The organism is Sphaerisporangium album (assembly GCF_003323745.1).
Classification (GTDB): Bacteria; Actinomycetota; Actinomycetes; order Streptosporangiales; family Streptosporangiaceae; genus Sphaerisporangium; species Sphaerisporangium album.
On the sequence record NZ_QOIL01000010.1, the window covers coordinates 22,661 to 46,376 of the forward strand.

A 23,716-nucleotide genomic window follows, 5' to 3' on the forward strand; every position below is an offset into this window, starting at 1 on the left:
GGCTACCAGCCCCGGGCGCGCCACTCGGGCAGCGCGGGACGCTCGGCCCCGAGCGTGGTGTCCTTGCCGTGACCCGGGTACACCCAGGTCGTGTCGGGCAGCCGGTCGAAGACACGCTCCACCACATCGGTGTAGAGCTGGTCGAACCGGGCGGCGTCCCCCTGGGTGTTGCCGACTCCGCCCGGGAACAGCGAGTCGCCCGTGAACAGGTGACCGTCCTGGTAGAGCAGGGCGATGGAGCCGGGCGTGTGGCCGCGCAGGTGGATCACCTCGATGGTGGCCACGCCCACGCTGACGCGGGCGCCGTGTTCCACCGGGCGGGTCACCGGCACCGGCAGCTCGGGGGCGTCCAGCGGGTGGGCGATGGTCTCCGCGCCGGTCTCCTTGGCGACTTCGGCCAGCGCCATCCAGTGGTCCGGGTGCCGATGGGTGGTGATGATCTTGCTGATCGGCCGGTCGCCGATGAGCTCGAGCAGGCGGGGCGCGTCGTTGGCGGCGTCGATGAGCACGCCGTCGCCGGTCTCGCGGCACCGCAGCAGGTACGCGTTGTTCCCGAAGTCCCCGACCTCGATCTTGCTGATCGTCAGGCCGGGCAGGTCACGCACGTCGGCGGGGCCGCCGGCCGTCACGTCACCGGTGTATGTCATGGGTACTCCTCAGGAGGCGTCGGCGGGAGGCCGGGCGGCGCGGACATCGTCGGCCACTTCGGCGCCGCCGGAGGCCTCTCCGCCAGCCTAAGCCCCGTGAATTCCAGGCCCGCCGTCCGAGGGTCGCCGTCCAGGCGTCCGGTCACCCAGGCCAGGACGAGCGGGGCGTCCCCGCGCAGCTCCGGGCCCTCGCCGAGACCGGTCCAGCTGCGCCCGCCCGTGTGGATCGCGCTGATCGGACTCCCGGCGCGCGGCCACATCGCCACCGCGTCGTGCAGCTCACGCAGGACGAACGCGTCGGGCAGGTCGGCACGGGTGTAGCCCGCGCCGAGGTCGATGTGGTGGATCTCCACCTCCCGGACCCTGCGGACCAGCACGTACCAGGCGGGGTGGCCGGTACCGGTCATGCCCGCCACGGTCGCGTGCCAGGCCTGCGGGGGCATCTCGCGAAGGGCCGCGTCGAACCGGGCCGAGCTCGCGATCAGGTCGGCGTGCTGCTCGGCGGCGGCCCTTCCCGCGCCTTCGGCTATCTGTGCCTCCCGAGCCTCCGGCGTTGGGTACTGTGGTGTGAACACGCCCGTCTTGGCCCAGGTCAGCAGGTTGACATGGCTGTCCGCGTTGCGCGCGACGTGGGTGAGCACGTGGCCGCGCGTCCAGCCCGGAAGCAGGGAGGGGGCCGTGACGTCCCGATCGGGCATCGCGGCCGCGGTCGCGAGCAGCCGCTTGGTGGCGGCGTCGAGTTCGGTCCCAAGGTCGTCCAGAACGCTCATGAACACCATCATCGCGTCAGGCCCTCACGGTCGTGCGCACCCCGGGTTTCCGTCTCCTCGCGGGGCCATCTCCCGACCGGAAGAAAACTGTCGGACCCCGTCGTTAGAGTGGCGGCGACTAGTCAAAGGTGGCCCTAGCTCGGCTGCCGTGGATCATGAACGGACATGAGAGATCTGCTGTGGCCGACCGCTTGATCGTTCGTGGCGCCCGCGAACACAACCTCAAAGACGTCTCGCTCGACCTTCCGCGAGACGCTCTGATCGTCTTTACCGGGCTGTCCGGCTCGGGTAAGTCCAGCCTGGCCTTCGACACCATCTTCGCCGAGGGGCAGCGCCGCTATGTCGAGTCGCTCTCGGCGTACGCCAGGCAGTTCCTCGGGCAGATGGACAAGCCCGACGTCGACTTCATCGAGGGCCTGTCGCCGGCCGTCTCGATCGACCAGAAGTCCACCTCGCGCAACCCGCGGTCCACCGTCGGCACGATCACCGAGGTCTACGACTACCTGCGTCTGCTGTGGGCGCGCATCGGCAAGCCCCACTGCCCGGCGTGCGGCCGTCCCATCGCCCGGCAGACCCCGCAGCAGATCGTCGACCGCGTCCTGGAGTTGCCCGAGGGCACCCGTTTCCAGGTCATGGCCCCGGTGATCCGCGGCAGGAAGGGCGAGTACGCCGAGCTGTTCCGCGAGCTCCAGACCAAGGGCTTCGCACGGGCCAGGGTCGACGGCACCGTCGTCAGGCTCGAAGAGCCGCCCACCCTGAAAAAGTACGAGAAGCACGATATCGAGGTCATCGTCGACCGTCTCTCGGTCAAAGAGAGCGCGCGACGCCGGCTCACCGACTCGGTCGAGACCGCGCTCCAGCTCTCCGGCGGCACGATCACCCTCGACTTCGTCGATCTGGCCGAGGACGACCCCGGCCGCGAGCGCTTCTACTCCGAGCACCTCTACTGCCCCTACGACGACCTGTCGTTCGAGGAGCTCGAGCCTCGCTCGTTCTCCTTCAACTCGCCGTTCGGCGCCTGCCCCGACTGCACGGGCCTCGGCACCCGCATGGAGGTCGACCCCGAGCTCGTCGTCCCCGACCCCGAGAAGTCCCTCGGCGACGGCGCCATCTCCCCCTGGGCCGGCGGCCACACCAGCGACTACTTCATCCGCCTGGTCGAGGCGCTCGGGCACGCCATGGGCTTCGACCTCGACACGCCGTGGGAGCGGCTGTCCAAGCAGGCGCAGAAGGCGTTGCTGCGCGGCCACGACGAGCAGGTCCACGTCCGCTACAGCAACCGGTACGGCCGGCAGCGCTCCTACTACACGGCGTTCGAGGGCGTCATCCCGTGGGTGCAGCGGCGGCACGCCGAGGCCGAGAGTGACTCCAGCCGCGAGCGCTTCGAGGGCTTCATGCGGGAGATCCCCTGCCCCACCTGCAAGGGAGCCCGTCTCAAGCCGGTCTCGCTGGCCGTGACGGTCAGCGACCGCTCGATCGCCGAGGTGTCGTCCCTGTCGATCGGCGAGTGCGCGAAGTTCCTCGGCGGCCTCACGCTGTCCGAGCGCGACATGCACATCGCCGAACGGGTCGTCAAAGAGATCAACGCCCGGCTCGGCTTCCTGCTCGACGTCGGCCTCGACTACCTCACCCTCAACCGCGCGGCGGGCACGCTCGCCGGTGGCGAGGCCCAGCGCATCCGCCTGGCCACGCAGATCGGCTCCGGCCTCGTCGGCGTCCTCTACGTCCTGGACGAGCCGTCCATCGGCCTGCACCAGCGCGACAACCAGCGGCTGCTCGACACGCTGATCCGCCTGCGCGACATGGGCAACACCCTCATCGTCGTCGAGCACGACGAGGACACCATCGCCGCCGCCGACTGGGTGGTCGACATCGGCCCCGGCGCCGGTGAGCACGGCGGCCAGGTCGTCGTCTCCGGCACCGTCCAGGACCTGCTCGCCAGCGAGGACTCGCTGACCGGCGCCTACCTGGCCGGGCGCAGGAGCATCCAGGTGCCCGCGGTCCGGCGCAAGCGCGACCCCAAGCGCAAGCTGACCGTCAAGGGCGCCCGCGAGCACAACCTCAAGGGCGTCGACGTCGACTTCCCGCTCGGCGTGTTCACCGCGGTCACGGGGGTGTCGGGCTCGGGCAAGTCGACGCTGGTCAACGACATCCTCTACAGCGCCCTGGCGAAGGAGCTCAACGGCGCCAAGACGGTCCCCGGCAGGCACTCCCGCGTGACCGGCACCGACCTGGTCGACAAGGTGGTCCACGTCGACCAGAGCCCGATCGGCCGTACGCCGAGGTCCAACCCGGCCACCTACACCGGGGTGTTCGACCACGTCCGCAAGCTGTTCGCGCAGACCACCGAGGCCAAGGTCCGCGGCTACCTTCCCGGCCGGTTCAGCTTCAACGTCAAGGGCGGCCGCTGCGAGGCCTGCGCCGGCGACGGCACGATCAAGATCGAGATGAACTTCCTCCCGGACGTCTACGTCCCCTGTGAGGTCTGCCACGGCGCCCGGTACAACCGGGAGACCCTGGAGGTCCACTACAAGGGCAAGACGATCTCCGAGGTCCTCGACATGCCGATCGAGGAGGCCCTGGAGTTCTTCGACGCGATCCCGGCGATCAAGCGGCACCTGAAGACGCTCAACGAGGTCGGTCTCGGGTACGTCCGGCTGGGGCAGCCCGCCACCACGCTGTCGGGCGGCGAGGCCCAGCGGGTCAAGCTCTCCTCCGAGCTCCAGCGGCGCTCCACCGGCCGCACGGTGTACGTGCTGGACGAGCCCACCACCGGCCTCCACTTCGAGGACATCCGCAAGCTGCTCGGCGTGCTCGGACGCCTGGTCGACGGCGGGAACACGGTCATCGTCATCGAGCACAACCTCGACGTCATCAAGACCGCCGACTGGCTGATCGACATGGGACCCGAGGGCGGGTCCCGGGGCGGTCAGGTCCTCGCGACCGGCACTCCCGAGCAGGTCGCGCGCATCGAAGAGAGCCACACCGGCCGCTTCCTCAGCAAGATCCTCGGCAGCTGACCGCCTCCCGCGCCCGGGGGACGCGGGCCGGCGGCGCCGGGCGAGCGTGCGCCGCGGGCCGCCGTCCTCCTGGGCCTGGCGTGTACTGGCGTGTACCCGGGAATCGTCCGATCCGTCCTCGACCCCTCGTCCGCATCCTCCGTCGGGAGGGCGGTGGTTCAGTTTGGCGTTGTAGGAGTGACATTTGACTCGGGTGTTGCGCGTGATTGTTCATACTTCCTGAGTTACTTCTCGCCCATGCTGAACCAACCCGCGGCGGGAGCCGTAGCACGGGTAAGAGATCTCTAGGAAGGCGATCATGACGGACACGGAAACCACACGACGTGCGATGATGCTCGGCGCGAGCGGCGCGGGACTGGCCGTGGTGCTCACCGCGTGCAGTGGGGGCGACTCATCCGCCACGGTGGACGGCGGCTCCTCCTCGGGCCCCGCTCCGGCCTCCTCGGCGGCGGGCGACGCGACGGCCGGCGGAGACTCCGCCGGGGGCTCGGGCGGTGGTCTGGCGAAGACGAGCGACATCCCCAAGGGGGGCGGCAAGGTCTTCAAGGACCAGGGAGTCGTCATCACCCAGCCCAGCGACGGGGAGTTCAAGGCGTTCAGCGCCATCTGCACCCACCAGGGCTGCCCGGTCAACGCCGTGTCCGGCGGCACCATCAACTGTCCCTGCCATGGCAGCAAGTTCAGCATCTCGGACGGTTCGGTGACCGCCGGCCCGGCGAAGAAGCCGCTCGAAGAGAAGCAGGTCAAGGTCGACGGCGACTCGATCAGTCTCGCGTGACGTCATGGCCGTGAACTAGCCCCCAGCGGTTCGGTCGCCGGGCGGGGGTGAAGGGGGCGGTGCCCTTCACCCTCGCCCGTAGTCATGTCCGGACCGAACTTCACCGAATATGCGCGGATATATCGCTCATATCTGTATTGCGATGGTTAACCCCGGTGTTACTGCCCCGCTCTTCCCGCCGGTCTTCCGTGTGGCCGTTCTGGCGCGCGGGCGGCCGTGCACCGGGGGGCGTTCCGGTCGCGAGGGGATCGCGGGGTGGCCGCGCGGAAGTGGTGCCGCCCTTCGTCGGCGTGCCCGCGCCGATGATCGTCCGTCCTGGCCTCCGGCCCCCCGGGCGTCCGATCGCCCTATTCTGTCGGCGGGTCCGGATAGGCTTTGAGGTGTGGTGAGACCCGCGAAAAGCCCCTTGAGTTTCCGGCCCGAGCCCGGGTCGATCCCCGACTGCCCGGGGGTCTACCGGTACAGGGACGCCAATGGCCGGGTCATCTATGTCGGCAAGGCCAAAAGCCTGCGCCAGCGGCTCAACTCCTACTTCGCCGACTTCGCGAGCCTGCATCCGCGCACCCAGACGATGCTCACCACCGCCGCCGGTGTCGACTGGACGGTCGTCGGCACGGAGGTCGAGGCCCTCCAGCTCGAATACTCCTGGATCAAGGAGTTCGACCCCCGCTTCAACGTCAAATACCGCGACGACAAGTCCTATCCCTTCCTCGCCGTCACCATGGGGGAGGACTACCCGCGGGTTCAGGTGATGCGGGGCGCCAAGCGCAAGGGCACCCGATACTTCGGTCCTTATTCCCACGCCTGGGCGATTCGCGAGACCGTCGACCTGCTGCTGCGCGTGTTCCCGGTGCGCACCTGCTCGGCGGGGGTGTTCAAGCGCGCCGGCCAGATCGGCCGCCCCTGCCTTCTGGGGTACATCGACAAGTGCTCGGCCCCGTGCGTCGGGCGCGTCAGCGAGGAGGAGCACCGCCGTCTCGCCGAGGATTTCTGCGACTTCATGGCGGGCAACACCGGCCGGTTCATCAAGCGCCTGGAGCGCGAGATGCGCGAGGCCGCCTCCGCCGAGGAGTTCGAGAGGGCCGCCCGGCTGCGCGACGACATCCAGGCGTTGCAGCGGGCGCTGGAGAAGCAGGCCGTGGTGCTCGGCGAGGGCACCGACTGCGACGTGGTGGCGCTCGCCGAAGACCCGCTGGAGGCCGCCGTCCAGGTGTTCTACGTGCGCGGCGGCCGTATCCGGGGCCAGCGCGGCTGGGTGGTCGACAAGGTCGAGGAGGCCACGCCCGGCGAGCTCGTCGAGCACTTCCTGCTCCAGATGTACGGCGAGGCCGCGCCCGAGGCGGTGCCGCGTGAGGTCCTCGTACCCGACCTCCCGCCCGAGGCCGACGCGGTGGCCGAGCTCCTCAGCGAGCAGCGCGGCTCCCGGGTCGAGGTGCGGGTGCCCCGGCGCGGAGACAAGAAGACGCTCATGGAGACCGTCGAGCGCAACGCCAAGGAGTCCCTGGCCCAGCACAAGCTCCGCAGGGCGAGCGACCTCACCACCCGCAGCCGCGCCCTCCAGGAGATCGCCGACGCGCTCGACCTCGACCAGGCGCCGCTGCGCATCGAGTGCTACGACGTGTCCCACCTGCAGGGTGACGACGTCGTCGCCTCGATGGTCGTGTTCGAGGACGGCCTCGCGCGCAAGAGCGAGTACCGCCGGTTCGCGATCCGCGGCACGGCCGGGCAGGGCGACGTCGCCTCGATCTACGAGGTGATCTCGCGGCGGTTCAGGCGCCACCTGGAGGAGCGCTCCTCCGTCGGCGAGCTCGACCCCGAGCCGATCGACCCCGAGACCGGCAGGCCGCGCAGGTTCGCCTACCCGCCCAACCTGGTCGTGGTCGACGGCGGCCCGGCCCAGGTGGCGGCGGCCCGGCGCGCGCTCGACGAGCTCGGCGTGGACGACGTCGCGGTCAGCGGGCTGGCCAAGCGGCTGGAGGAGGTCTGGCTTCCGGGCGACGACCAGCCCGTGATCCTGCCCCGCAGCAGCGAAGGCCTTTATCTTCTCCAGAGGGTGCGCGATGAGGCTCACCGATTCGCCATCACCTACCATCGATCCAAACGCGCGAAGTCGCTCAAAGAGAGCGCTCTGGACGACATTCGCGGGCTCGGCGCGGCGCGTAAGCAGGCTCTGCTGAAGCGCTTCGGATCCGTCAAGCGGTTACGCGGAGCCACGGTCGACGAGATCCGCGAGGTTCCCGGCATCGGTCTTTCCACGGCCGAGGCGATCGTTGCGGCACTGAAGGGGGAGGGCACGTGAACCAGCACACGAACCGGCACGAAGACGACCACGGCACCGGGCCGTCGACGCCGGGCGCGCCGCCCGCGCCGCCGCACGGCGTCCCGGGCGTCCCGGCGTCGCCCGAGGGCGGCCAGGACGTCGTCCCGCTACCCGGCGACCAGGTCGTCCCGCTGCCGGGCGACCGGCCGGACGTGGGCGCGCCGCCGGGCGCCGCGGACGTCTCCGGGACGGCCCCTGGCGGTCATGGCGCGGTCCAGCCGCCGGGGGAGCGGCGCGCGGCGGGAGACACCGCGTTCGTCATCGTGACCGGAATGTCCGGGGCCGGCCGCAGCACGGCCGCCAAGGCCCTGGAGGACCTCGGCTGGTTCGTCATCGACAACCTGCCACCGGGCATGCTCTTCGCCATGGCCGAGGAGGCCGGGCGGGTCAAGCTCGCCACCGACAAGGTCGCCGCAGTCGTGGACGTGCGCAGCCTGGCCTTCACCACCGACCTCAACTCCGCGATCGAGGAGCTGGAGGCGCGCGGCGTCGCCGTCCGGGTGGTGTTCCTGGAGGCTAGCGACGAGGGGCTCGTGCGCCGCTTCGAGAACGTCCGGCGTCCCCACCCGCTCCAGGGCGAGGGCCGGCTGGTCGACGGCATCGCCCGGGAGCGCGGCATCCTGCGCGAGGTCCGCGCCAACGCCGACCTGGTCATCGACACGTCCTCGCTCAACGTGCACGAGCTGCGCGGGAAGATCATCTCGTTCTTCGGCGGTGAGGACCGGCCCGGTCTGCGGGTCAACGTCGTCTCCTTCGGCTTCAAGTACGGCCTCCCGGTCGACGCCGACCTCGTGGTCGACTGCCGGTTCCTGCCCAACCCTCACTGGGTGCCCGAGCTGCGCGCCATGAACGGCCTCGACACCCCCGTGCGCGACTACGTCCTCAGCCAGCCGGGCGCCAAGGAGTTCCTGGACGCCTACGAAGAGGTGCTGGGCGTCGTGGCCGCCGGCTACGTCCGCGAGGGCAAGGGATACGCCACCCTCGCCGTGGGCTGCACCGGTGGCAAGCATCGCAGCGTGGCCATGTCCGAGCAGATCGGCGCCCGGTTGCGCGAGCGGGGCATGGAAGTGCAGGTGAGCCATCGGGATGTGGGCCGCGAGTGAGCGAGGAGAGCGGGGCGTCACCGGGCACGTCCCGAGGTGAGGCCCCGGGCGGGCGCCTCGGCGACGACGCCGGGGAGGAGGGCGGCGAACGTCCCCTCCATCCGGCGTTCCCGCGCGCCCGTTGGCACGCTCTACCGCCCGCCGGGCCGGTCCCGGACGGCGCGCCCGGCCCAGGTGGGTTCTCCCCTGGTGCGGCGATTCCCTCCGGCGCGGCCGCTTCCCGGGGCCGGGCGGTCGCCTGGGGGGCCGCCGTTGCCCGTGGCGCGGCCGTTTCCGTTTCTCGCGGAGCTGTCGCGGCCTGGGGGCCTGCCGTCGCCCGTGGCGCGCGCTTCTCCGCCGGTCCCGCCCTCGGTGCCTGGAAGGGCGTGGCCGGTGCGGGCGCCTCGGGGAGCCGGTCGCCGGGTTCTGGTGAGGCCGGGGCGCCGGCCCCGATGGCGGGCGGTGGGGGCGGCGCAGGGCCGGGCCCGGTGGCGGGCGGTGAGGGTGAGGGGCGGCCTCGGCGGGGCCGTCGCTCGCAACCGAGAGGAGATCGCGTGGGCCAGGGCACGAAGGTGGTCGCGTTCGGTGGTGGGCACGGCCTGTACGCCTCTCTGTCGGCCCTGCGGCGGGTCACGAGCGAGCTGACGGCAGTGGTCACGGTCGCCGACGACGGGGGCTCCAGCGGCCGTCTGAGGCGCGAACTCGGCGTCCTTCCCCCCGGTGACCTGCGCATGGCGCTCGCGGCGCTGTGCGGGGACGACGACTGGGGCCAGACCTGGAGCAAGGTCGTCCAGCACCGCTTCCGCAGCGAGGGCGAGTTACACGGGCACGCGGTCGGGAATCTGCTCATCGTGGCGCTCTGGGAACTGCTCGACGACCCGGTGGCGGGGCTCGACTGGGTGGGCCGCCTGCTCGGAGCGCACGGCCGGGTGCTGCCCATGGCGTCGGTGCCGATCGACATCGAGGCCGAGGTCGAGCTGGACGGGCGGGTGACGGTCGTCCGCGGCCAGGTCGCCTGCGCGCTGACCCCGGGCAACGTCCAGGCGATCTCCCTGGTGCCCGCCGACCCGCCCGCCTGCCCCGAGGCCGTCCGGGCGGTGGCCGAGGCCGACTGGGTGCTGTTCGGCCCCGGCTCGTGGTTCACCAGCGTGATGCCGCACTTCAAGGTGCCCCGGCTCGCCGAGGCGCTGCACGGCACCGCCGCCCGCCGGGCGGTCGCGCTCAACCTCGCGCCGCAGCCCGGCGAGACCGACGGCTTCTCCGCGGGCAAACACCTGCAGGTGCTGCGCGAGCACGCCCCCGACCTGACGATCGACGTGGTGCTGGCCGACCACCGGGTCGCCGGGGACCGCGACGAGCTGGAGAAGGCCGCCGACGCGCTCGGCGCGCGCCTGGTGCTGGCCGACGTCGCCGCCTCCGACGGCTCGCCGAGACATGATGCACGACGGCTTGCCTTGGTCCTGGACGAGATTTTCCGTGGGAAGCGTTGATCCTGGTCAGCGAGCCCACGGGGTGCGAGAGACTTGCCGAGGGCCGATGGAGCCGCGTCGCCTGGCGGCCGCTTCCGCGTGGCGCGACGAGGCGGCTCCGACCAGGAGACGGGTCTGTATGGGGGAGGACACACGCACATGGCCATGACGGGTGTGGTGAAGGACGAGCTGAGTCGGCTCGCGGTGCTCAAGCCTTGCTGCCGCAAGGCCGAGGTGTCGACGCTGCTGCGGTTCGCGAGCGGGCTTCACCTGGTGGGCGGGCGCATCGTCATCGAGGCCGAGCTCGACACCAATGTCACCGCCCGGCGTCTGATCAAGGACATCGGCGAGGTTTTCGGGCACAAGGCCGAGGTGCTGGTGCTGGCGCCCGCCGGGCTGCGCAAGGGGTCGCGGTACGTCGTGCGGGTGTATCGCGACGGTGAGGCGCTGGCCCGCCAGACCGGCTTGATCGACAACCACGGGCGGCCGGTGCGGGGCCTGCCGCGGCAGGTGGTGTCGGGGGCCACGTGCGACGCCGAGGCGGCCTGGCGGGGCGCCTTCCTGGCCCACGGCTCGCTGACCGAGCCGGGCCGCTCGATGTCGCTGGAGGTCACCTGCCCCGGGCCCGAGGCCGCTTTGGCGCTCGTCGGCTCCGCCCGGCGGCTCAAGATCCACGCCAAGGCGCGTGAGGTGCGCGGCGTCGACCGGGTGGTGGTGAGGGACGGCGACGCGATCAGCGCGCTGCTGACCCGCCTCGGCGCCCATGACAGCGTGCTGGCCTGGGAGGAGCGCCGCATGCGCCGCGAGGTGCGCGCCACCGCCCACCGCCTGGCCAACTTCGACGACGCCAACCTGCGCAGGTCCGCGCGCGCCGCGGTGGCGGCGGGCGCGCGCGTGCAGCGCGCGCTGGAGATCCTCGGCGACGACGCGCCCGAGCACCTGGTGGTGGCCGGGCGGCTGCGCGTCGAGCACAAGCAGGCGTCCCTGGAGGAGCTCGGCCAGATCGCCGACCCGCCGCTGACCAAGGACGCCATCGCCGGCCGCATCCGCCGCCTGCTCGCGATGGCCGACAAGCGGGCGTCCGACCTGGGCATCGCCAGCACCGACGCCAACCTGACCGCCGACATGCTCGCCCCCTGACCGGTCCCACTCGGCGACCGCCAAGCTGGAGGCCCGCCGCCTCCCCACGGCCCTTGACGGCCGGACGCGGAGGGGGCGTGGCCGACCGCGGCCGCCGGATCGTCACCAGGCGAGTGGGACCGCTGTGGCTGGAGGGACGTGGGCGCATTGTGGAGATATGCGTGCTTGTCTACGCCGTGACCGATCCCGCGTGAAGGCGCGGACGGTCCATTCGGATGGGAATCGCGGGATTCCCGTGGCCTCGGCATGCGGCGCGGCGGTGCGCCCGACGATATTGATCAGGGCTTTGACCAGGGGGGACGTTATCCTTACCGAGGCCGGTGTGCGAAGGGTGGAGCCACGTGGTCTACACCAATTGGCACCCGGTAGGGTTATCTGAGGTTTCAGCCCGCCACGACGCCGGTTCGAGCCGGCGTACGACGTTCGAGGAGATCTGTTTCCGTGAGCATCCGCGTAGGCATCAACGGCTTCGGCCGTATCGGCCGCAACTTCTGGCGTGCCGTGGCGGCCAGCGGTAAGGACATCGAGGTCGTCGCCGTCAACGACCTGACCGACAACGCCACCCTTGCACACCTGCTGAAGTACGACAGCATCCTGGGCCGCCTGCCGTACGAGGTCAAGAGCTCGGCCGACGACATCACGGTCGACGGCAAGGCCATCAAGGTGTTCGCCGAGCGCGACCCCGCCAAGCTTCCGTGGGGCGACCTGGGCGTCGACGTCGTCCTCGAGTCCACCGGCCTGTTCACCGATGCCGCCAAGGCGGGGGTGCACGCCCAGAACGGCGCCAAGAAGGTGATCATCTCCGCGCCCGCCAAGGGTGAGGACATCACCATCGTCATGGGCGTCAACGACGACAAGTACGACGCGGCGTCGCACACGATCATCTCCAACGCCTCCTGCACCACCAACTGCCTGGCCCCCATGGCGAAGGTCATCAACGACACCTTCGGCATCGAGAAGGGCCTGATGACGACCATCCACGCCTACACCCAGGACCAGAACCTCCAGGACGGCCCGCACAAGGACCTGCGCCGCGCCCGCGCCGCCGCGCTGAACATCGTGCCGACCTCCACGGGCGCCGCCAAGGCCATCGGCCTGGTGCTGCCGGAGCTGAAGGGCAAGCTGGACGGCTTCGCGCTGCGCGTGCCGATCCCCACCGGCTCGGCCACCGACCTGACCGTCGACGTCGCCCGCGAGACCAGCGTCGAGGAGGTCAACGCGGCGCTGAAGGCCGCCGCCGAGGGCCCGCTGCGCGGCATCCTCAGCTACACCGAGGACGAGATCGTCTCCTCGGACATCGTGACCGACCCGTCGTCCTGCATCTTCGACTCCGGCCTGACCAAGGTCATCGGCAACCAGGTCAAGGTCGTCGGCTGGTACGACAACGAGTGGGGCTACTCCAACCGCCTCGGCGACCTCATCGAGCTGGTGGGTTCCCAGCTCTGATGCGGACCATCGACTCCCTCGACGTCAAGGGCCGGCGCGTGCTGGTGCGCGCCGACCTGAACGTCCCCCTCGACGGGGACACCATCACCGACGACGGCCGCATCCGCGCCTCGGTCCCGACGATCTCGTCGCTGGCCGGGCGCGGCGCGCGCGTCATCGTCTGCGCCCACCTCGGCCGTCCCAAGGGCAAGGTGGCGCCGGAGTTCTCCCTGGCCCCGGTGGCCGCCCGCCTGGGCGAGCTGCTCGGCGCCCCGGTGAAGTTCGCCTCCGACGTCGTCGGGGAATCGGCGCAGAGCATCGCCGAGGGCCTGGCCGACGGCGAGGTCGCCCTGCTGGAGAACCTGCGCTTCGAGCCGGGCGAGGAGTCCAAGGACGACGAGGCGCGCGGCGCGTTCGCCGACCGCCTGGCCGGCCTCGCCGAGCTGTACGTCGGCGACGGGTTCGGCGCGGTCCACCGCAAGCACGCCAGCGTCTACGACGTCCCGAAGCGGCTCCCGCACGCCGCCGGCGGCCTGATCGTGGCCGAGGTCGAGGTCCTCAAGAAGCTCACCGAGGACCCGGCGCGTCCGTACGCCGTGGTGCTCGGCGGCGCGAAGGTCTCCGACAAGCTCGGCGTGATCGCCAACCTGCTCGCCAAGGTCGATCGCCTGATCATCGGCGGCGGCATGGCGTACACCTTCCTCAAGGCCCAGGGCCACGAGGTCGGCAAGTCGCTGCTGCAGGAGGACCAGCTCGACAAGGTCCGGGGCTTCATCGCCGAGGCGGGCAAGCGCGGTGTCGAGCTCGTCCTGCCGGTGGACGTCCTCGCGGCGACAGGGTTCGCGGCGGACGCCGAGCACGAGGCGGTCGAGGCGACGGCGATCCCGTCCGACCGCGAGGGGCTCGACATCGGCCCGGAGACCCGCAAGCTGTTCGCGTCCAAGCTGTCCGACGCCGCCACGGTGTTCTGGAACGGCCCGATGGGCGTGTTCGAGTTCGACGCGTTCTCCGGCGGCACGCGCGCCGTGGCCGAGGCGCTGATCGCCGCGGACGCGTTCACCGTGGTCGGTGGTGGCGACTCCGCCGCCGCCGTGCGTAAGCTCGGTCTCCCCGAGGACGGCTTCTCCCACATCTCCACCGGTGGCGGGGCCAGCCTGGAATACCTGGAGGGCAAGACCCTGCCCGGACTCGCCGCGCTGGAGGACTGACCGACACATGAGCACCGCCCGCAAGCCGCTCATCGCCGGCAACTGGAAGATGAACCTCAACCACCTCGAGGCCATCGCGCACGTCCAGAAGCTGGCGTTCTCGCTGACCGACAAGGACTTCGACCGCGTCGAGGTGTCGGTGCTGCCCCCGTTCACCGATCTGCGCAGTGTGCAGACGCTGGTGGACGGCGACAAGCTCCGCATCGTCTACGGCGCGCAGGACCTGTCGGTCCATGACAGCGGGGCCTACACCGGGGAGATCTCCGGTTCGATGCTCGCCAAGCTCGGCTGCACGTTCGTGCTGGCCGGTCACTCCGAGCGGCGCGAGTACCACGGCGAGGACGACCACGTCGTCAACGCCAAGGTGCAGGCGGCCTACCGTCACTCGCTCACGCCCATCCTGTGCGTGGGGGAGGGCCTGGCCATCCGCCAGGCCGATGGTCACGTCGCCTACTGCCTGTCGCAGCTCGACATCGCGCTGAACGGCGTGAAGGCCGACCAGGCCAAGTCGCTGGTCATCGCCTACGAGCCGGTCTGGGCGATCGGCACCGGCGAGGTCGCCACCCCTGACGACGCGCAGGAGGTCTGCACGGCGATCCGCGCGCGACTCGCCGAGCTGTACGACGGCGAGGTGGCCGCCGCCATCCGTATCCTTTACGGTGGGTCGGTCAAGTCCGCCAACATCGCCGGCATCATGGCTCAGCCGGATGTCGACGGCGCCCTGGTCGGTGGCGCGAGCCTCGACCCGGTCGAGTTCGCCAAGATCTGCCGTTTTGGCGAATTGTCGGGCTAGCTGAGCTGTTTCGGAGGTGCGAGTTGACATTACGACGTACCCTCGAAGAGATACTTTGAATCGTCACCCGGCGAAGGTCGGGCAGGTCAGGTCGCGCTGCGGCGCGCGTAACAGGGAACAGGTCACCGGTGACTATTGGCATCTCGATCGCCCTCATCCTGTCGAGCGCTCTCATGGTGCTGCTCGTGCTGCTCCACAAGGGCAAGGGCGGAGGCCTTTCGGACCTCTTCGGCGGCGGGTTCACGTCGTCATTCGGCGGGTCCTCGGTGGTGGAGCGGAACCTCGACCGTCTCACGATCATCACCGGCACGATCTGGTTCGTCTGCATCATCGCGCTGGGCCTGATCCTCAAACCGTAAGCCGCCCGCCCGGGTCCGGGCCTGACAGTGATTCTTTCCCCCGCTTCAGGGCGGGGGCGATCTAGCGAGGAGTTCATCCGTGGGTAGTGGCAACGCGATCCGTGGTAGCCGTGTCGGCGCCGGCCCGATGGGCGAGGCCGAGCGTGGCGAGGCGGCCCCTCGAGTGCGGGTCTCGTTCTGGTGCGCCAACATGCACGAGACCCGTCCGAGTTTCGCCAGCGACGCCGCCGTCCCTGAATACTGGGACTGCCCGCGGTGCGGTCTCCCGGCCGGTCAGGACGAGTCTGCCCCGCCCGCGCCTCCGCGAAACGAGCCGTACAAGACTCACCTGGCCTACGTGAAGGAGCGGCGCAGCGACACCGACGGCGCCGCGATCCTCGCCGAGGCCCTGGAGCGGCTGCGCAGCAGCAGCCGCACCCACTGGTAGAGCCCGGCCGAGCGCCGAGCAAAAGGTGTACGCAGAAGGCCCCCGCGGACGTCGCGGGGGCCTTCTGCGACCTCGGGAGACCGGGGCGGCCGTCCAGGGACTCCAGGGACTCCAGGGACTCCAGGGACGTGGTCAGGCGGGACGCTCGTAGACGGCCTCGCCGTCGACGAACGTCATGGCGACCTGGGTGGTCCAGATGTCCTGGGGCTCCAGGGCGTACGGGTCGCGGTCCAGCACGACCAGGTCGGCGCGCATGCCCTCCTCGATGACCCCCGCCTCGTCGTCGTGGTTGATCCGGGCCGATCCCTGCGTGTACGCCGCCATGACCGTGGCGAGGTCGAGGCTCTGCCGGGGCAGGAACGGCGTCTGGGCGGTGGGGTAATCCGCGTGCACCGATCCTCCGGGCTCGGTGCGGTTGACCGCCACGTGCATCCCCTGCAGCGGGTCGGCGGACGAGACCGGCCAGTCGCTGCCCGCGCACAGCCGGGCGCCGGTCTTCACCAGGTCGGCGAACGGGTACTGCCAGCCGGAGCGCTCCTCGCCGAGGAACGGGATGCACAGCTCGTCCATCTGCATGTGGTGGGTGGCCCACAGGGGCTGAAGGTTGGCGGTCACCTCGAGCCGGGCGAAGCGCGGGATGTCGGACGGCTCGATGATCTGCACGTGCGCGATGTGGTGGCGGTTGGCCGGGGCCGACCCCTCCAGCGCGTCCAGGGCCTCGCGCACGGCCCGCTCGCCGATGGCGTGGAAGTGCACCTGGAACCCCCGCCGGTCCAGCTCGGCGACGTAGCCCTTCAGCAGCGCCGGGTCCACGTACGACAGGCCGCGCTGGTCGGGGCCGCAGTTGCAGTACGGCTCGATCACGGCGGCGGTGAAGTTCTCCGGGATGCCGTCCTGCATGATCTTGACCGACCGGGCGTGGAACCGGCCGACGGAGCGGGCGCGGCGCTCGGTCATCTCCTCGATCTGCTCGGCGCCCCGGGTGCGGTCCCACCACAGCGCGCCGACGACGTGCGCCTTCAGCCGTCCCGACTCGGCGGCGGAGATGTAGGCCGGGTACTGGTCGTCGGAGCCCGCGTACGAGCCGACGATCGCGTCCTGCCAGCCGGTGATGCCGAGGGAGAACAGGTAGGACTGGGCGTCCATCAGCGCCGCGTCGATGTCGCTCTCGGTGGGCCGCGGGGTGAGCAGGCCGACCAGGTCCATGGCTCCCTCGTGCAGGACGCCGCTCGGGGCGCCGTCGGCGTCGCGCTCGATGCGGCCGTCGGCCGGGTCGGGGGTCTCGGCGGTGATCCCGGCGATCTCCAGGGCGCGGGTGTTCACCCACGCGGCGTGGTGGTCGCGCTGGATGAGGTAGACGGGCCTGTCCAGGAAGTCGAGCTGCGTGCGGTGGGGGAGCCCGCCGGGGAAGGCGGACATGTCCCAGCCTCCGCCGTCGATCCACTTGTGGTCCGGGTGCGCGGCGGCGTAGCCGGCGATCTTCTCCAGGTAGGAGGGCAGGCCGTACACCTGTGAGATGTCGCACTTGGCCCGTTCGAGTCCGGCCTGCACCGGGTGGATGTGGGCGTCGACGAACCCGGGCGTGAGCAGCCTCCCGCCGAGGTCCACGGTCTCGTGCCCGGGACGCGCCCGCCGCAGGACCTCGTCCTCGTCGCCGACGGCGGCGATCCGCCCGTCGCGGACGAGCACCGCCTCGGCGAAGCGCGGGGTGGAGCGGCCGGCGGAGCGCGTGGCCCGGGTGAACGCGGGGCCGCCGCGGAAGAGCAGATCGGTCATCGAAGAATCCGGGGTCACCGCGGGGCGGGAACCCCTCCTCCTGCCTGTTGTGGTGATGGTGGGGTGGTGCGACTACGCCGCCTTATCCTGCTATATCCGTCGCAGGACCGCAGCGTGGCCACCGAGAACCTGGGCGGTTCGCGGCGTATCCCGCGGAAACGCCTGTTTGGCAACAAACTACGTAAACGAAACGACCGGCTCATCCATGTGTAGCAGTCTCGTAACAGTCCGGCGGCACTCTGGTCTCTGGACACCAGGGGGTTTAGATGGGCTTTTTGCGGATCCGCACCACCGTGGACGAGCGGCCGGGCCGGTTGGCCTCCCTCACCGCCGCGCTGGCGGCGAAGGGCGGCAACATCCTCGGGCTGAGCGTGCAGCCCGACACCGACGGCACCGTCGACGAGTTCGTCGCCGACATCCCGGCCTCCGCCGAAACCGTGCGGGAGGCGCTGGAGGCGGCCGGCGGGCGTCGTGTCCAGGTGGTCCCCGCGACGGCCCACGAACTGACCGACGAGCCGACGCGCGTCCTGCTGCTCGCCTCCCGCCTGCGCGCCGCGCCGTGGCGGCTGCCGGAGGTGCTGGCCGACCTGCTACGGGCCGACGACGCGCGCTGGGTGTACGGCGCGGACCTGTCCGACCTGCCGGACCCGACCCTGCTGACCGTCCCCGTGGCGCCGCGCCGGGCGATCCGCCTGCGCCGCATCGGGCTGCCGTTCACGCTCACCGAGTCCGCCCGCGCGGCGGCCCTCGTGCGCCTGGCGCAGCCGCCGGCCGAGACGATTCCCGCCGAGCGCCCCGTGACGCTCAGCGACGGCATCGAGGTGCGGGTGCGGCCGCTGACCCACCTGTACCGCGAGGCCGTCCGCGACCTGCACGACCGCTGCTCGCCCGACTCGCGCCGGTTCCGGTACTTCACCGCCATGCCGTCGCTGCCGCCGCGCATGTTCGACCGGCTCTGCGACCGCGACCGCGGGCACTCGCTCGTCGCCGGGTACGACGGCCAGGTCGTGGCCATCGCCAGCCTGCTGTTCAGCCCGGATCCGGGCATCGCCGAGATGGCCTTCCTGGTGGAGGACCGCTGGCAGGGGCGCGGCCTGGGCTCCGCGCTGGCCCGCATGCTGCTCCAGGAGGCCCGCGACCTCGGGTTCGCGGAGGTCAAGGCCGGCCTGCTCTCGGACAACGCGCGCATGCGCCGCCTGCTGCTCTCCCTCGGCGCCACCCTCGCCTACACCGACGACCCGGGGGTGCTGGAGGCACGGATCGCCGCGGGCGCGACGGCGGCCCTTCCCCGCCCGTCCTGAGCCCCCGGGACCGGCCGGCCGTGCTCCGGGGACGCTCGGGGACCGCGGATCACGGCCGACCGGCCCCGGCGAACACGGGCCGCGTCACTCGGCCTGCCGCCGTGGCCCCTCGCCCCCGTCGGACTCCGGCGCGGGCGGCACTCCGAAGGCGTCGAGCCGCCGTTCGATGCGGTCCAGGCTCGCCTGGATGCGGTCCAGGCGGGTGGCGAAGGACGGGCCGGAGGTAAGGAAGACCGAGCCCTCGCCGAGCGGCCCCAGAGGCCGGCCGGTGCGGCCCTCCGCTTCCTCGGCGAGCCGTGCCCGCAGGCCGTCCGGGTCGACGCCGTGCCGCTCCAGGACCTGCCCGGCGACGCCCGCCGGCTCGCGGAGCAGGCCGAGCAGGATGTGCTCGGTGCCGATGTAGTTGTCCCGCTGGTGCAGCGCCTCGCGCAGGGACAGTTCAAGCAGCTTCTTGGCGTACGGGGTGAACGGGATGTGCCCCATCGGAGACGCCTCCTGGCGGCCGGCGATCTCCTCGACGTCGGCCCGCGCCGCGTCCAGCGTGAGGCCCGTCTCGCGCAGGACCGTGCCGCCCAGGCCCGTGCCCTCGCCCAGCAGCCCGAGCAGGACGTGCTCCGTGCCGATGGTGCGATGACCCAGGCGCCGCGCCTCCTCCTGGGCGACGACCACGACGCGGCGGGCGGAATCGCTGAAGCGCTCGAACACGGGGGCCTCCGCGGGGGTTCGGTGGAGATCACCGGTTCCATGGGCGGACTCGGTGGCAAATTCCACTATGCGTCACCTTTCCCGCCATGGCTGCCCCTTTCGCGGAGAGGACGGAGAGGACGGCGACGCGGAGCCGGTCCGCGTCACTCGCGGCCGTAGACCACCCGGCCGGGCAGGCGGTCGTCGGCGATCCGCAGCCAGGTGCGCAGCGAGGATCTCGCTGTTGCGCGAGTCCCCGGCGCGGTAGGCGATGTCCCGGTTGGCCGTGTAGTCGCGCAGGTCGGCGTACGGCCGGATCTCCAGGACCTTGACCTCCGCCTCCACCCCGGCGGCCCGCGCGGAACGTTTCATGACTTTTGCGGGCCAGGACCATCCTGCATCCGGAGAGTGCGTCTCCGTGCAGGTCGCCGAGGGTTCTCGTGGGCGAATTCGCTTGTGGGAGGTCACCGGGGCAGGTGGACCACGATGTGCTTGCCGCCCATGGCCGTCGGTTCGACGGTGTGCACGCCGCCCGCCTCCTCGGTCAGCAGCATGACCATCCGCAGGCCCCGGCCGCCGTCGTCGTGCGGCGTCGCCAGAGCCCGGGGGAGCCGTGGGTGGGTGTCGTGCACGGCCACGGTGACCCAGCGGGCGTCGGCGGCCAGCGCGACGGTCGCGGTCGGCGATTCGGCGGCGGCGTGCTCGGCGACGTTCGTCACCAGCTCCGTCACGATCAGGCTCGCGGTGAAGACCGTCTCCTCGTCCAGGCCCCACGATTCGAGAGTCTTCACCGCCCGGTGTCGGGCGAGGGGCACCTGGTCGATCGTCGAGACCACGACGAAGACGTCACTCACACGCTCGCCTGAACACATCACGCTGCTCCTCTCGCAGGCCGTCCGCCCTTCGCGCGGGCGGTTGTCAGCGTCGGGGGAGAAGCGTCAAGCGAAAACGTCGGAGCGTCATCGTATGCTTGCTCAAAGTTAGGACGATCCGGCATGGCCGACGACCTCGGGATGGTCGTACTTTGACGCGCCCGCCGGATCTCGCGGGGTGAGGAGTGGGTGAATGGACGAGCGGCTGTGCCCGCGGTGCCGGAAGACTCTGCTGAGCCGTTACAGCCGAGATCCGGCGTGTGCTCCGTGCGCGCGGGCGAGTCGGGGCGCGCGGCCCGCCGCGCCGGCGTGGCTGTGGGATTCGGCGCCGGTACGCGAGGCGCTGGCGTCGGCGGACATGGCGGCGTTCCTGACGAGCATCCGCGCCGCGATGGGGCTGAGCCAGCTCGAACTCGCGAGCCTGGCCGGCTGGTCCCAGAGCACGGTGAACCGCATCGAAAGTGGCGAACGCAACACCTTGTACGACATCCGCGAACTCCTCCGCTTCACCGACACCATCGCCATGCCCCGCCATGCCCTCATTCCACTGCTCACGGGAAACCTTGTGGCAGATCCACCGCAAGAGGGCATAAATCCGGACATGGATATGAACCGTCGGCACTTCACCGGAGTCCTTGCCGGAAGTCTCGTGGCGGGAATGGGGTGGGGCCCTCTGCACGTGCCCGACCGCGTCGACATCGCTCATATCAAGCATCTCAGGGCCACGACCCAGCGTCTTTACGCCGACGACCAGCGAATCGGCGGCGGTCTCCTGCTCGCCCCCGCCCTGCACCAGGTGACCCGTGTACGGCGAATGCTGGACGAGGCTGACTTCAGTGAGTCGATCGGCCGTCGTCTTCTGTCCACGGCCGGAGAACTGTGCGTGTGCGCGGGCTGGCTCGCTTATGACTCGGGCGACCAGAACCTGGCGCGGCAGTTGTACGGCGAAGCCCATATGTACGCGGAGTACTCCGGTGACGAGCAGCTCCGCGTGAACGTCGCCTCCTACCTGGCGATGCAGGCCATACGGCAGGCCCGGACAAGTCCCGGGCGTGCGCGTGAGGCGCTGCATGCCGTGACCGCTGGGAAGGAGGCCGCTCGTACGTGGGCCACGCCCCGGGTGTACGCGTTGCTCGCCGTCCGGGAAGCCACGGCTCACGCCGTCATGGGCGATGAGATCGCGTGCCGCAAGGCCATCTCCACGGCGTGGCGCGAGATTGACCGGGGGGCACACCAGGACGACCCCGACTGGGCCGGGTTCGTCACCGAGAACACGTTGATCTACTTCGAGGGTCTGACGGCGATGGCGCTCGCGAAGCCGGTCATCGCCGCGGACCGTTTCCGAATCCTGCTCGCGGAGCCGTCGATAGGGGAGCGGAACCGGACTTATTACCGCTCTTGCCTGGCAAATGCCTTGCTGATCTCAGGGGCGAAGTCCGATGCCCTTTCTGAAGGGCTCCAACTGTTGCCCCTCGTCAGCGGATCACGGCGGACCTTGCAGGAATTAATGCCATTGAGAGAAGCGGCGGGGGAGTCGTCGGAGTTCGGGCAACGGTATGACGAACTCCTCGCGGCCTAGCATTGCAGCCGAAGGTCGTGACTTGCCGGTGCCGGTGCCGGTGCCGGTGCCGGTGATGGTGATGGGGCGGGTGGCCTACGGCAGCCTGGAGGCTCCCCGGCCAGGCATGGTGAAGCCCGTGGAGCGGCGGTGGCGCGTCGCGCCCGGCCTGCCGTCGATGATCACTTGCCCGCGGTCACGGCTTTGAGCTCGTCGAGTGACTCCCGGATGATCTGTGGCAGCTCTTTCTCGTTGGTTTCCTTGATCCAGCGCTCGAACGCGACCTTGAAGATGGCGATTCCCGCCTCGGCGGTCAGGCTCGCGGCCAGGTCTGTGACGCCGCGACGGCGCAGTGCGCCGGCGAGCGCCGAGGCGAGTGTCGCGAGCTTGATCAGCTCGCGCTCGCGTAGCTCCGCGTTCGCGTCGATGACGGCCTGGCGCTGCCGGGAGCGTTCGCGGCGTTCCTGGAGCAGGGCGCCGGCGCCTTCCAGGGCCGCGATCGTCGCCTCGATCGGCGTCGTGGAATCGGGCGCATCGGCGATGGCGCGCACCAGCAGATCCTCCAGCATGACCCCGCCCGCGAAGAGAACCTCGCGTTTGTCGGCGAAGTGCCGGAAGAACGTCCGCTCCGTGAGCCCCGCCCGCTTGGCGATCTCGGCCACCGTGGTCTGTTCGAACCCGCGCTCACCGTAGAGCTCCAGTGCCGCCTGCTCAAGCCGGCCACGCGCGTTCGGCTGCCATCGCCCCATGCATAGATCGTACTTGATGACAGCGCCTGACATGACTACTATGCTGATGACAGCAACTGACATCAGTCCTGGTGTGCGCTCTGTGCCCAGGACGGTCGGCTTACCCGGAGGATTTCTCATGCGCGTTTTCGTCACCGGCGCGTCCGGCTGGATCGGCTCCGCCGTCGTTCCCGAGCTCATCGGCGCGGGCCATCAGGTCATCGGGCTGGCACGCTCGGATGCCTCGGCCGCCGCCCTCGCCGCGGCGGGGGCAGAGGTACGTCGCGGCACTCTTGACGATCTCGACGGCCTGCGGAGTGCGGCGGCCGCGTCGGACGGCGTGATCCACCTGGCGTTCAAGCACGACATCGCCTTCTCGGGGGGCTTCCAAAGCGCTGCCGACGCGGATCGCCGCGCCGTCGAGGTATTCGGCGAGGCGCTCGCGGGATCTGATCGGCCGCTCGTCATCGCCTCCGGGACGCTCGGGCTCGCACCGGGGCGTGTGGCGACCGAACGCGATGGGCTTGATCCCAAGTCGGCTACGGCGCATCTGAGCGGCGGTCCGCAGACTCGGCTGGCCACTGCGCAGATGACGCTCTCCCTGGCCACCCGCGGCGTCCGCTCGTCCGTTGTGCGACTCCCCCCGACGGTGCACGGCGAAGGAGATCACGGCTTCATGGCGACCCTGGTCGGCATCGCCCGTGCCAAGGGCGTCTCCGGTTACATCGGCGACGGGCTCAGCCGCTGGCCCGCCGCGCACCGGATCGATGCCGCGCACCTCTTCCGCCTGGCGCTGGAGAACGCCCCGGCGGGATCGGTGCTGCACGCGGTCGCCGACGAGGGCGTGCGGATCCGCGCCGTCGCCGAAGTGATCGGCCGGCAGCTCGGCCTCCCGGTGGCGGCCATCTCACCGGAGGACGCGGGCGAGCACTTCGCCTGGCTGGCCGGCTTCCTCGCGGCCGACAGCCCGGCCTCCAGTGCGCTGACCCGCGAGCTGCTGGGGTGGCAGCCGACGCACCCCGGCCTCATCGACGACCTCGACAAGGGCCATTACTTTCACAACCCATCCGTATAACCCGCCAGGCCACGACGGGATCGCCACCCTTGACCCAGCTGCGCCGGTTGGGAGGCCGAAGATTCTGCGGGCCTGAGCATAGATCGCCACTATGGGAACTTCCGCCTCGCCACCGGTGATCTTACGCACACCTCCTCAGTGAACATCTTTCGCAGTGCGGCTTGATAACCGGCACCATCATCCGGATTTCAAGTGAGATGAGCCGTGGAGTGCGTTGCGCAATTTTGTGCGAGCCGGCTCTCGTCTCCCGCCTCAGAGGACCGAGGCTCGCTCGACGGGCGCAT

General features: G+C 70.6%; 21 protein-coding genes. 14 read left to right on the forward strand and 7 right to left on the reverse strand.

Translation table 11 applies throughout. The annotated features are described in order from the left end of the window. Window positions 1–2 precede the first annotated feature (2 nt). Window positions 3–647: an MBL fold metallo-hydrolase gene (locus DQ384_RS18570; protein ID WP_114030115.1), complete on the reverse strand. Its 645-nt coding sequence runs from the start codon at window positions 645–647 to the stop codon at window positions 3–5. Beyond that, window positions 644–1,417, reverse strand: a complete 774-nt coding sequence (locus tag DQ384_RS18575) for a maleylpyruvate isomerase family mycothiol-dependent enzyme (RefSeq protein WP_220183006.1) — start codon at window positions 1,415–1,417, stop codon at window positions 644–646. Before DQ384_RS18575 ends, DQ384_RS18570 begins: the two co-directional genes overlap by 4 nt. A gap of 179 nt (window positions 1,418–1,596) precedes the next feature. Here DQ384_RS18575 and uvrA point away from each other — a divergent pair, with 179 nt between their 5' ends. The 11 genes from uvrA (at window position 1,597) to DQ384_RS18630 (ending at window position 15,438) form a co-directional block, all read left to right on the forward strand. Further along, a complete protein-coding gene (gene uvrA / locus DQ384_RS18580) occupies window positions 1,597–4,437 on the forward strand; it encodes an excinuclease ABC subunit UvrA (protein WP_114030117.1) in 2,841 nt (946 codons plus the stop codon). Between the two features lie 298 nt (window positions 4,438–4,735). Next, window positions 4,736–5,215, forward strand: coding sequence for a Rieske (2Fe-2S) protein (locus DQ384_RS18585; RefSeq protein WP_114030118.1), 480 nt, complete (start codon window positions 4,736–4,738; stop codon window positions 5,213–5,215). Between the two features lie 406 nt (window positions 5,216–5,621). Further along, complete coding sequence (uvrC, locus tag DQ384_RS18590; protein WP_220183022.1) at window positions 5,622–7,514, forward strand: excinuclease ABC subunit UvrC; 1,893 nt, start codon at window positions 5,622–5,624, stop codon at window positions 7,512–7,514. A gap of 281 nt (window positions 7,515–7,795) precedes the next feature. Then, window positions 7,796–8,638 carry an RNase adapter RapZ gene (gene rapZ, locus DQ384_RS18595; protein WP_114030336.1) on the forward strand — a complete coding sequence of 281 codons (843 nt, stop codon included), beginning with the start codon at window positions 7,796–7,798 and terminating at the stop codon, window positions 8,636–8,638. A 551-nt stretch (window positions 8,639–9,189) separates the two neighbouring features. Beyond that, window positions 9,190–10,107, forward strand: a complete 918-nt coding sequence (locus DQ384_RS18600) for a gluconeogenesis factor YvcK family protein (RefSeq protein ID WP_114030337.1) — start codon at window positions 9,190–9,192, stop codon at window positions 10,105–10,107. Between the two features lie 138 nt (window positions 10,108–10,245). Continuing rightward, the gene (gene whiA / locus DQ384_RS18605; RefSeq protein WP_114030119.1) at window positions 10,246–11,226 is read left to right on the forward strand and encodes a DNA-binding protein WhiA; all 981 of its coding nucleotides are present in this window, start codon (window positions 10,246–10,248) and stop codon (window positions 11,224–11,226) included. A 441-nt stretch (window positions 11,227–11,667) separates the two neighbouring features. After that, window positions 11,668–12,672 carry a type I glyceraldehyde-3-phosphate dehydrogenase gene (gene gap, locus DQ384_RS18610; protein ID WP_114030120.1) on the forward strand — a complete coding sequence of 335 codons (1,005 nt, stop codon included), beginning with the start codon at window positions 11,668–11,670 and terminating at the stop codon, window positions 12,670–12,672. Then, the gene (locus DQ384_RS18615; RefSeq protein WP_114030121.1) at window positions 12,672–13,859 is read left to right on the forward strand and encodes a phosphoglycerate kinase; all 1,188 of its coding nucleotides are present in this window, start codon (window positions 12,672–12,674) and stop codon (window positions 13,857–13,859) included. The genes gap and DQ384_RS18615 overlap by 1 nt, the downstream gene beginning before the upstream one ends. A gap of 7 nt (window positions 13,860–13,866) precedes the next feature. Further along, entirely contained in the window at window positions 13,867–14,652 is a 786-nt protein-coding gene (tpiA, locus tag DQ384_RS18620; protein ID WP_114030122.1) for a triose-phosphate isomerase, read from the forward strand. 128 nt (window positions 14,653–14,780) lie between these two features. Continuing rightward, window positions 14,781–15,011, forward strand: coding sequence for a preprotein translocase subunit SecG (secG, locus tag DQ384_RS18625; protein ID WP_114030123.1), 231 nt, complete (start codon window positions 14,781–14,783; stop codon window positions 15,009–15,011). 79 nt (window positions 15,012–15,090) lie between these two features. Next, window positions 15,091–15,438 carry an RNA polymerase-binding protein RbpA gene (locus DQ384_RS18630; protein ID WP_114030124.1) on the forward strand — a complete coding sequence of 116 codons (348 nt, stop codon included), beginning with the start codon at window positions 15,091–15,093 and terminating at the stop codon, window positions 15,436–15,438. 132 nt (window positions 15,439–15,570) lie between these two features. Here the strand turns inward: DQ384_RS18630 and DQ384_RS18635 are convergent, their stop codons facing one another. Then, window positions 15,571–17,214: an amidohydrolase gene (locus DQ384_RS18635; protein ID WP_114030125.1), complete on the reverse strand. Its 1,644-nt coding sequence runs from the start codon at window positions 17,212–17,214 to the stop codon at window positions 15,571–15,573. Between the two features lie 266 nt (window positions 17,215–17,480). On the opposite strand from DQ384_RS18635, the gene DQ384_RS18640 reads away from it, so the two are divergent. Beyond that, window positions 17,481–18,515: a GNAT family N-acetyltransferase gene (locus DQ384_RS18640; protein WP_114030126.1), complete on the forward strand. Its 1,035-nt coding sequence runs from the start codon at window positions 17,481–17,483 to the stop codon at window positions 18,513–18,515. An 84-nt stretch (window positions 18,516–18,599) separates the two neighbouring features. On the opposite strand, the gene DQ384_RS43960 is transcribed toward DQ384_RS18640, so the two are convergent. The 3 genes from DQ384_RS43960 to DQ384_RS18650 form a co-directional block, all read right to left on the reverse strand. Continuing rightward, window positions 18,600–19,286 (reverse strand): Clp protease N-terminal domain-containing protein, encoded by a 687-nt coding sequence (locus DQ384_RS43960; protein WP_342769429.1) that lies wholly within the window; start codon window positions 19,284–19,286, stop codon window positions 18,600–18,602. 6 nt (window positions 19,287–19,292) lie between these two features. Continuing rightward, window positions 19,293–19,571 (reverse strand): hypothetical protein, encoded by a 279-nt coding sequence (locus DQ384_RS40460; RefSeq protein WP_147268819.1) that lies wholly within the window; start codon window positions 19,569–19,571, stop codon window positions 19,293–19,295. A 92-nt stretch (window positions 19,572–19,663) separates the two neighbouring features. Then, window positions 19,664–20,053 carry an ATP-binding protein gene (locus DQ384_RS18650; protein ID WP_220183007.1) on the reverse strand — a complete coding sequence of 130 codons (390 nt, stop codon included), beginning with the start codon at window positions 20,051–20,053 and terminating at the stop codon, window positions 19,664–19,666. A 211-nt stretch (window positions 20,054–20,264) separates the two neighbouring features. Here DQ384_RS18650 and DQ384_RS18655 point away from each other — a divergent pair, with 211 nt between their 5' ends. Then, window positions 20,265–21,650: a helix-turn-helix domain-containing protein gene (locus tag DQ384_RS18655; RefSeq protein ID WP_114030129.1), complete on the forward strand. Its 1,386-nt coding sequence runs from the start codon at window positions 20,265–20,267 to the stop codon at window positions 21,648–21,650. Between the two features lie 161 nt (window positions 21,651–21,811). Here DQ384_RS18655 and DQ384_RS18660 read toward each other — a convergent pair whose 3' ends face one another. Continuing rightward, window positions 21,812–22,378 carry a TetR/AcrR family transcriptional regulator gene (locus tag DQ384_RS18660; protein ID WP_114030130.1) on the reverse strand — a complete coding sequence of 189 codons (567 nt, stop codon included), beginning with the start codon at window positions 22,376–22,378 and terminating at the stop codon, window positions 21,812–21,814. A gap of 118 nt (window positions 22,379–22,496) precedes the next feature. On the opposite strand from DQ384_RS18660, the gene DQ384_RS18665 reads away from it, so the two are divergent. After that, entirely contained in the window at window positions 22,497–23,432 is a 936-nt protein-coding gene (locus tag DQ384_RS18665; RefSeq protein WP_114030131.1) for an SDR family oxidoreductase, read from the forward strand. Window positions 23,433–23,716: the final 284 nt, after the last annotated feature.

Coding starts and splice junctions, on each gene's coding strand:
- DQ384_RS18570 (WP_114030115.1), bottom strand. CDS start 647: ATGACATACACCGGTGACGTGACGGCCGGCGGCCCCGCCGACGTGCGT.
- DQ384_RS18575 (WP_220183006.1), bottom strand. CDS start 1,417: ATGAGCGTTCTGGACGACCTTGGGACCGAACTCGACGCCGCCACCAAG.
- DQ384_RS18585 (WP_114030118.1), top strand. CDS start 4,736: ATGACGGACACGGAAACCACACGACGTGCGATGATGCTCGGCGCGAGC.
- whiA (WP_114030119.1), top strand. CDS start 10,246: ATGGCCATGACGGGTGTGGTGAAGGACGAGCTGAGTCGGCTCGCGGTG.
- DQ384_RS18615 (WP_114030121.1), top strand. CDS start 12,672: ATGCGGACCATCGACTCCCTCGACGTCAAGGGCCGGCGCGTGCTGGTG.
- tpiA (WP_114030122.1), top strand. CDS start 13,867: ATGAGCACCGCCCGCAAGCCGCTCATCGCCGGCAACTGGAAGATGAAC.
- DQ384_RS18635 (WP_114030125.1), bottom strand. CDS start 17,214: ATGACCGATCTGCTCTTCCGCGGCGGCCCCGCGTTCACCCGGGCCACG.
- DQ384_RS18640 (WP_114030126.1), top strand. CDS start 17,481: ATGGGCTTTTTGCGGATCCGCACCACCGTGGACGAGCGGCCGGGCCGG.
- DQ384_RS40460 (WP_147268819.1), bottom strand. CDS start 19,571: ATGAAACGTTCCGCGCGGGCCGCCGGGGTGGAGGCGGAGGTCAAGGTC.
- DQ384_RS18655 (WP_114030129.1), top strand. CDS start 20,265: ATGGACGAGCGGCTGTGCCCGCGGTGCCGGAAGACTCTGCTGAGCCGT.
- DQ384_RS18660 (WP_114030130.1), bottom strand. CDS start 22,378: ATGGGGCGATGGCAGCCGAACGCGCGTGGCCGGCTTGAGCAGGCGGCA.
- DQ384_RS18665 (WP_114030131.1), top strand. CDS start 22,497: ATGCGCGTTTTCGTCACCGGCGCGTCCGGCTGGATCGGCTCCGCCGTC.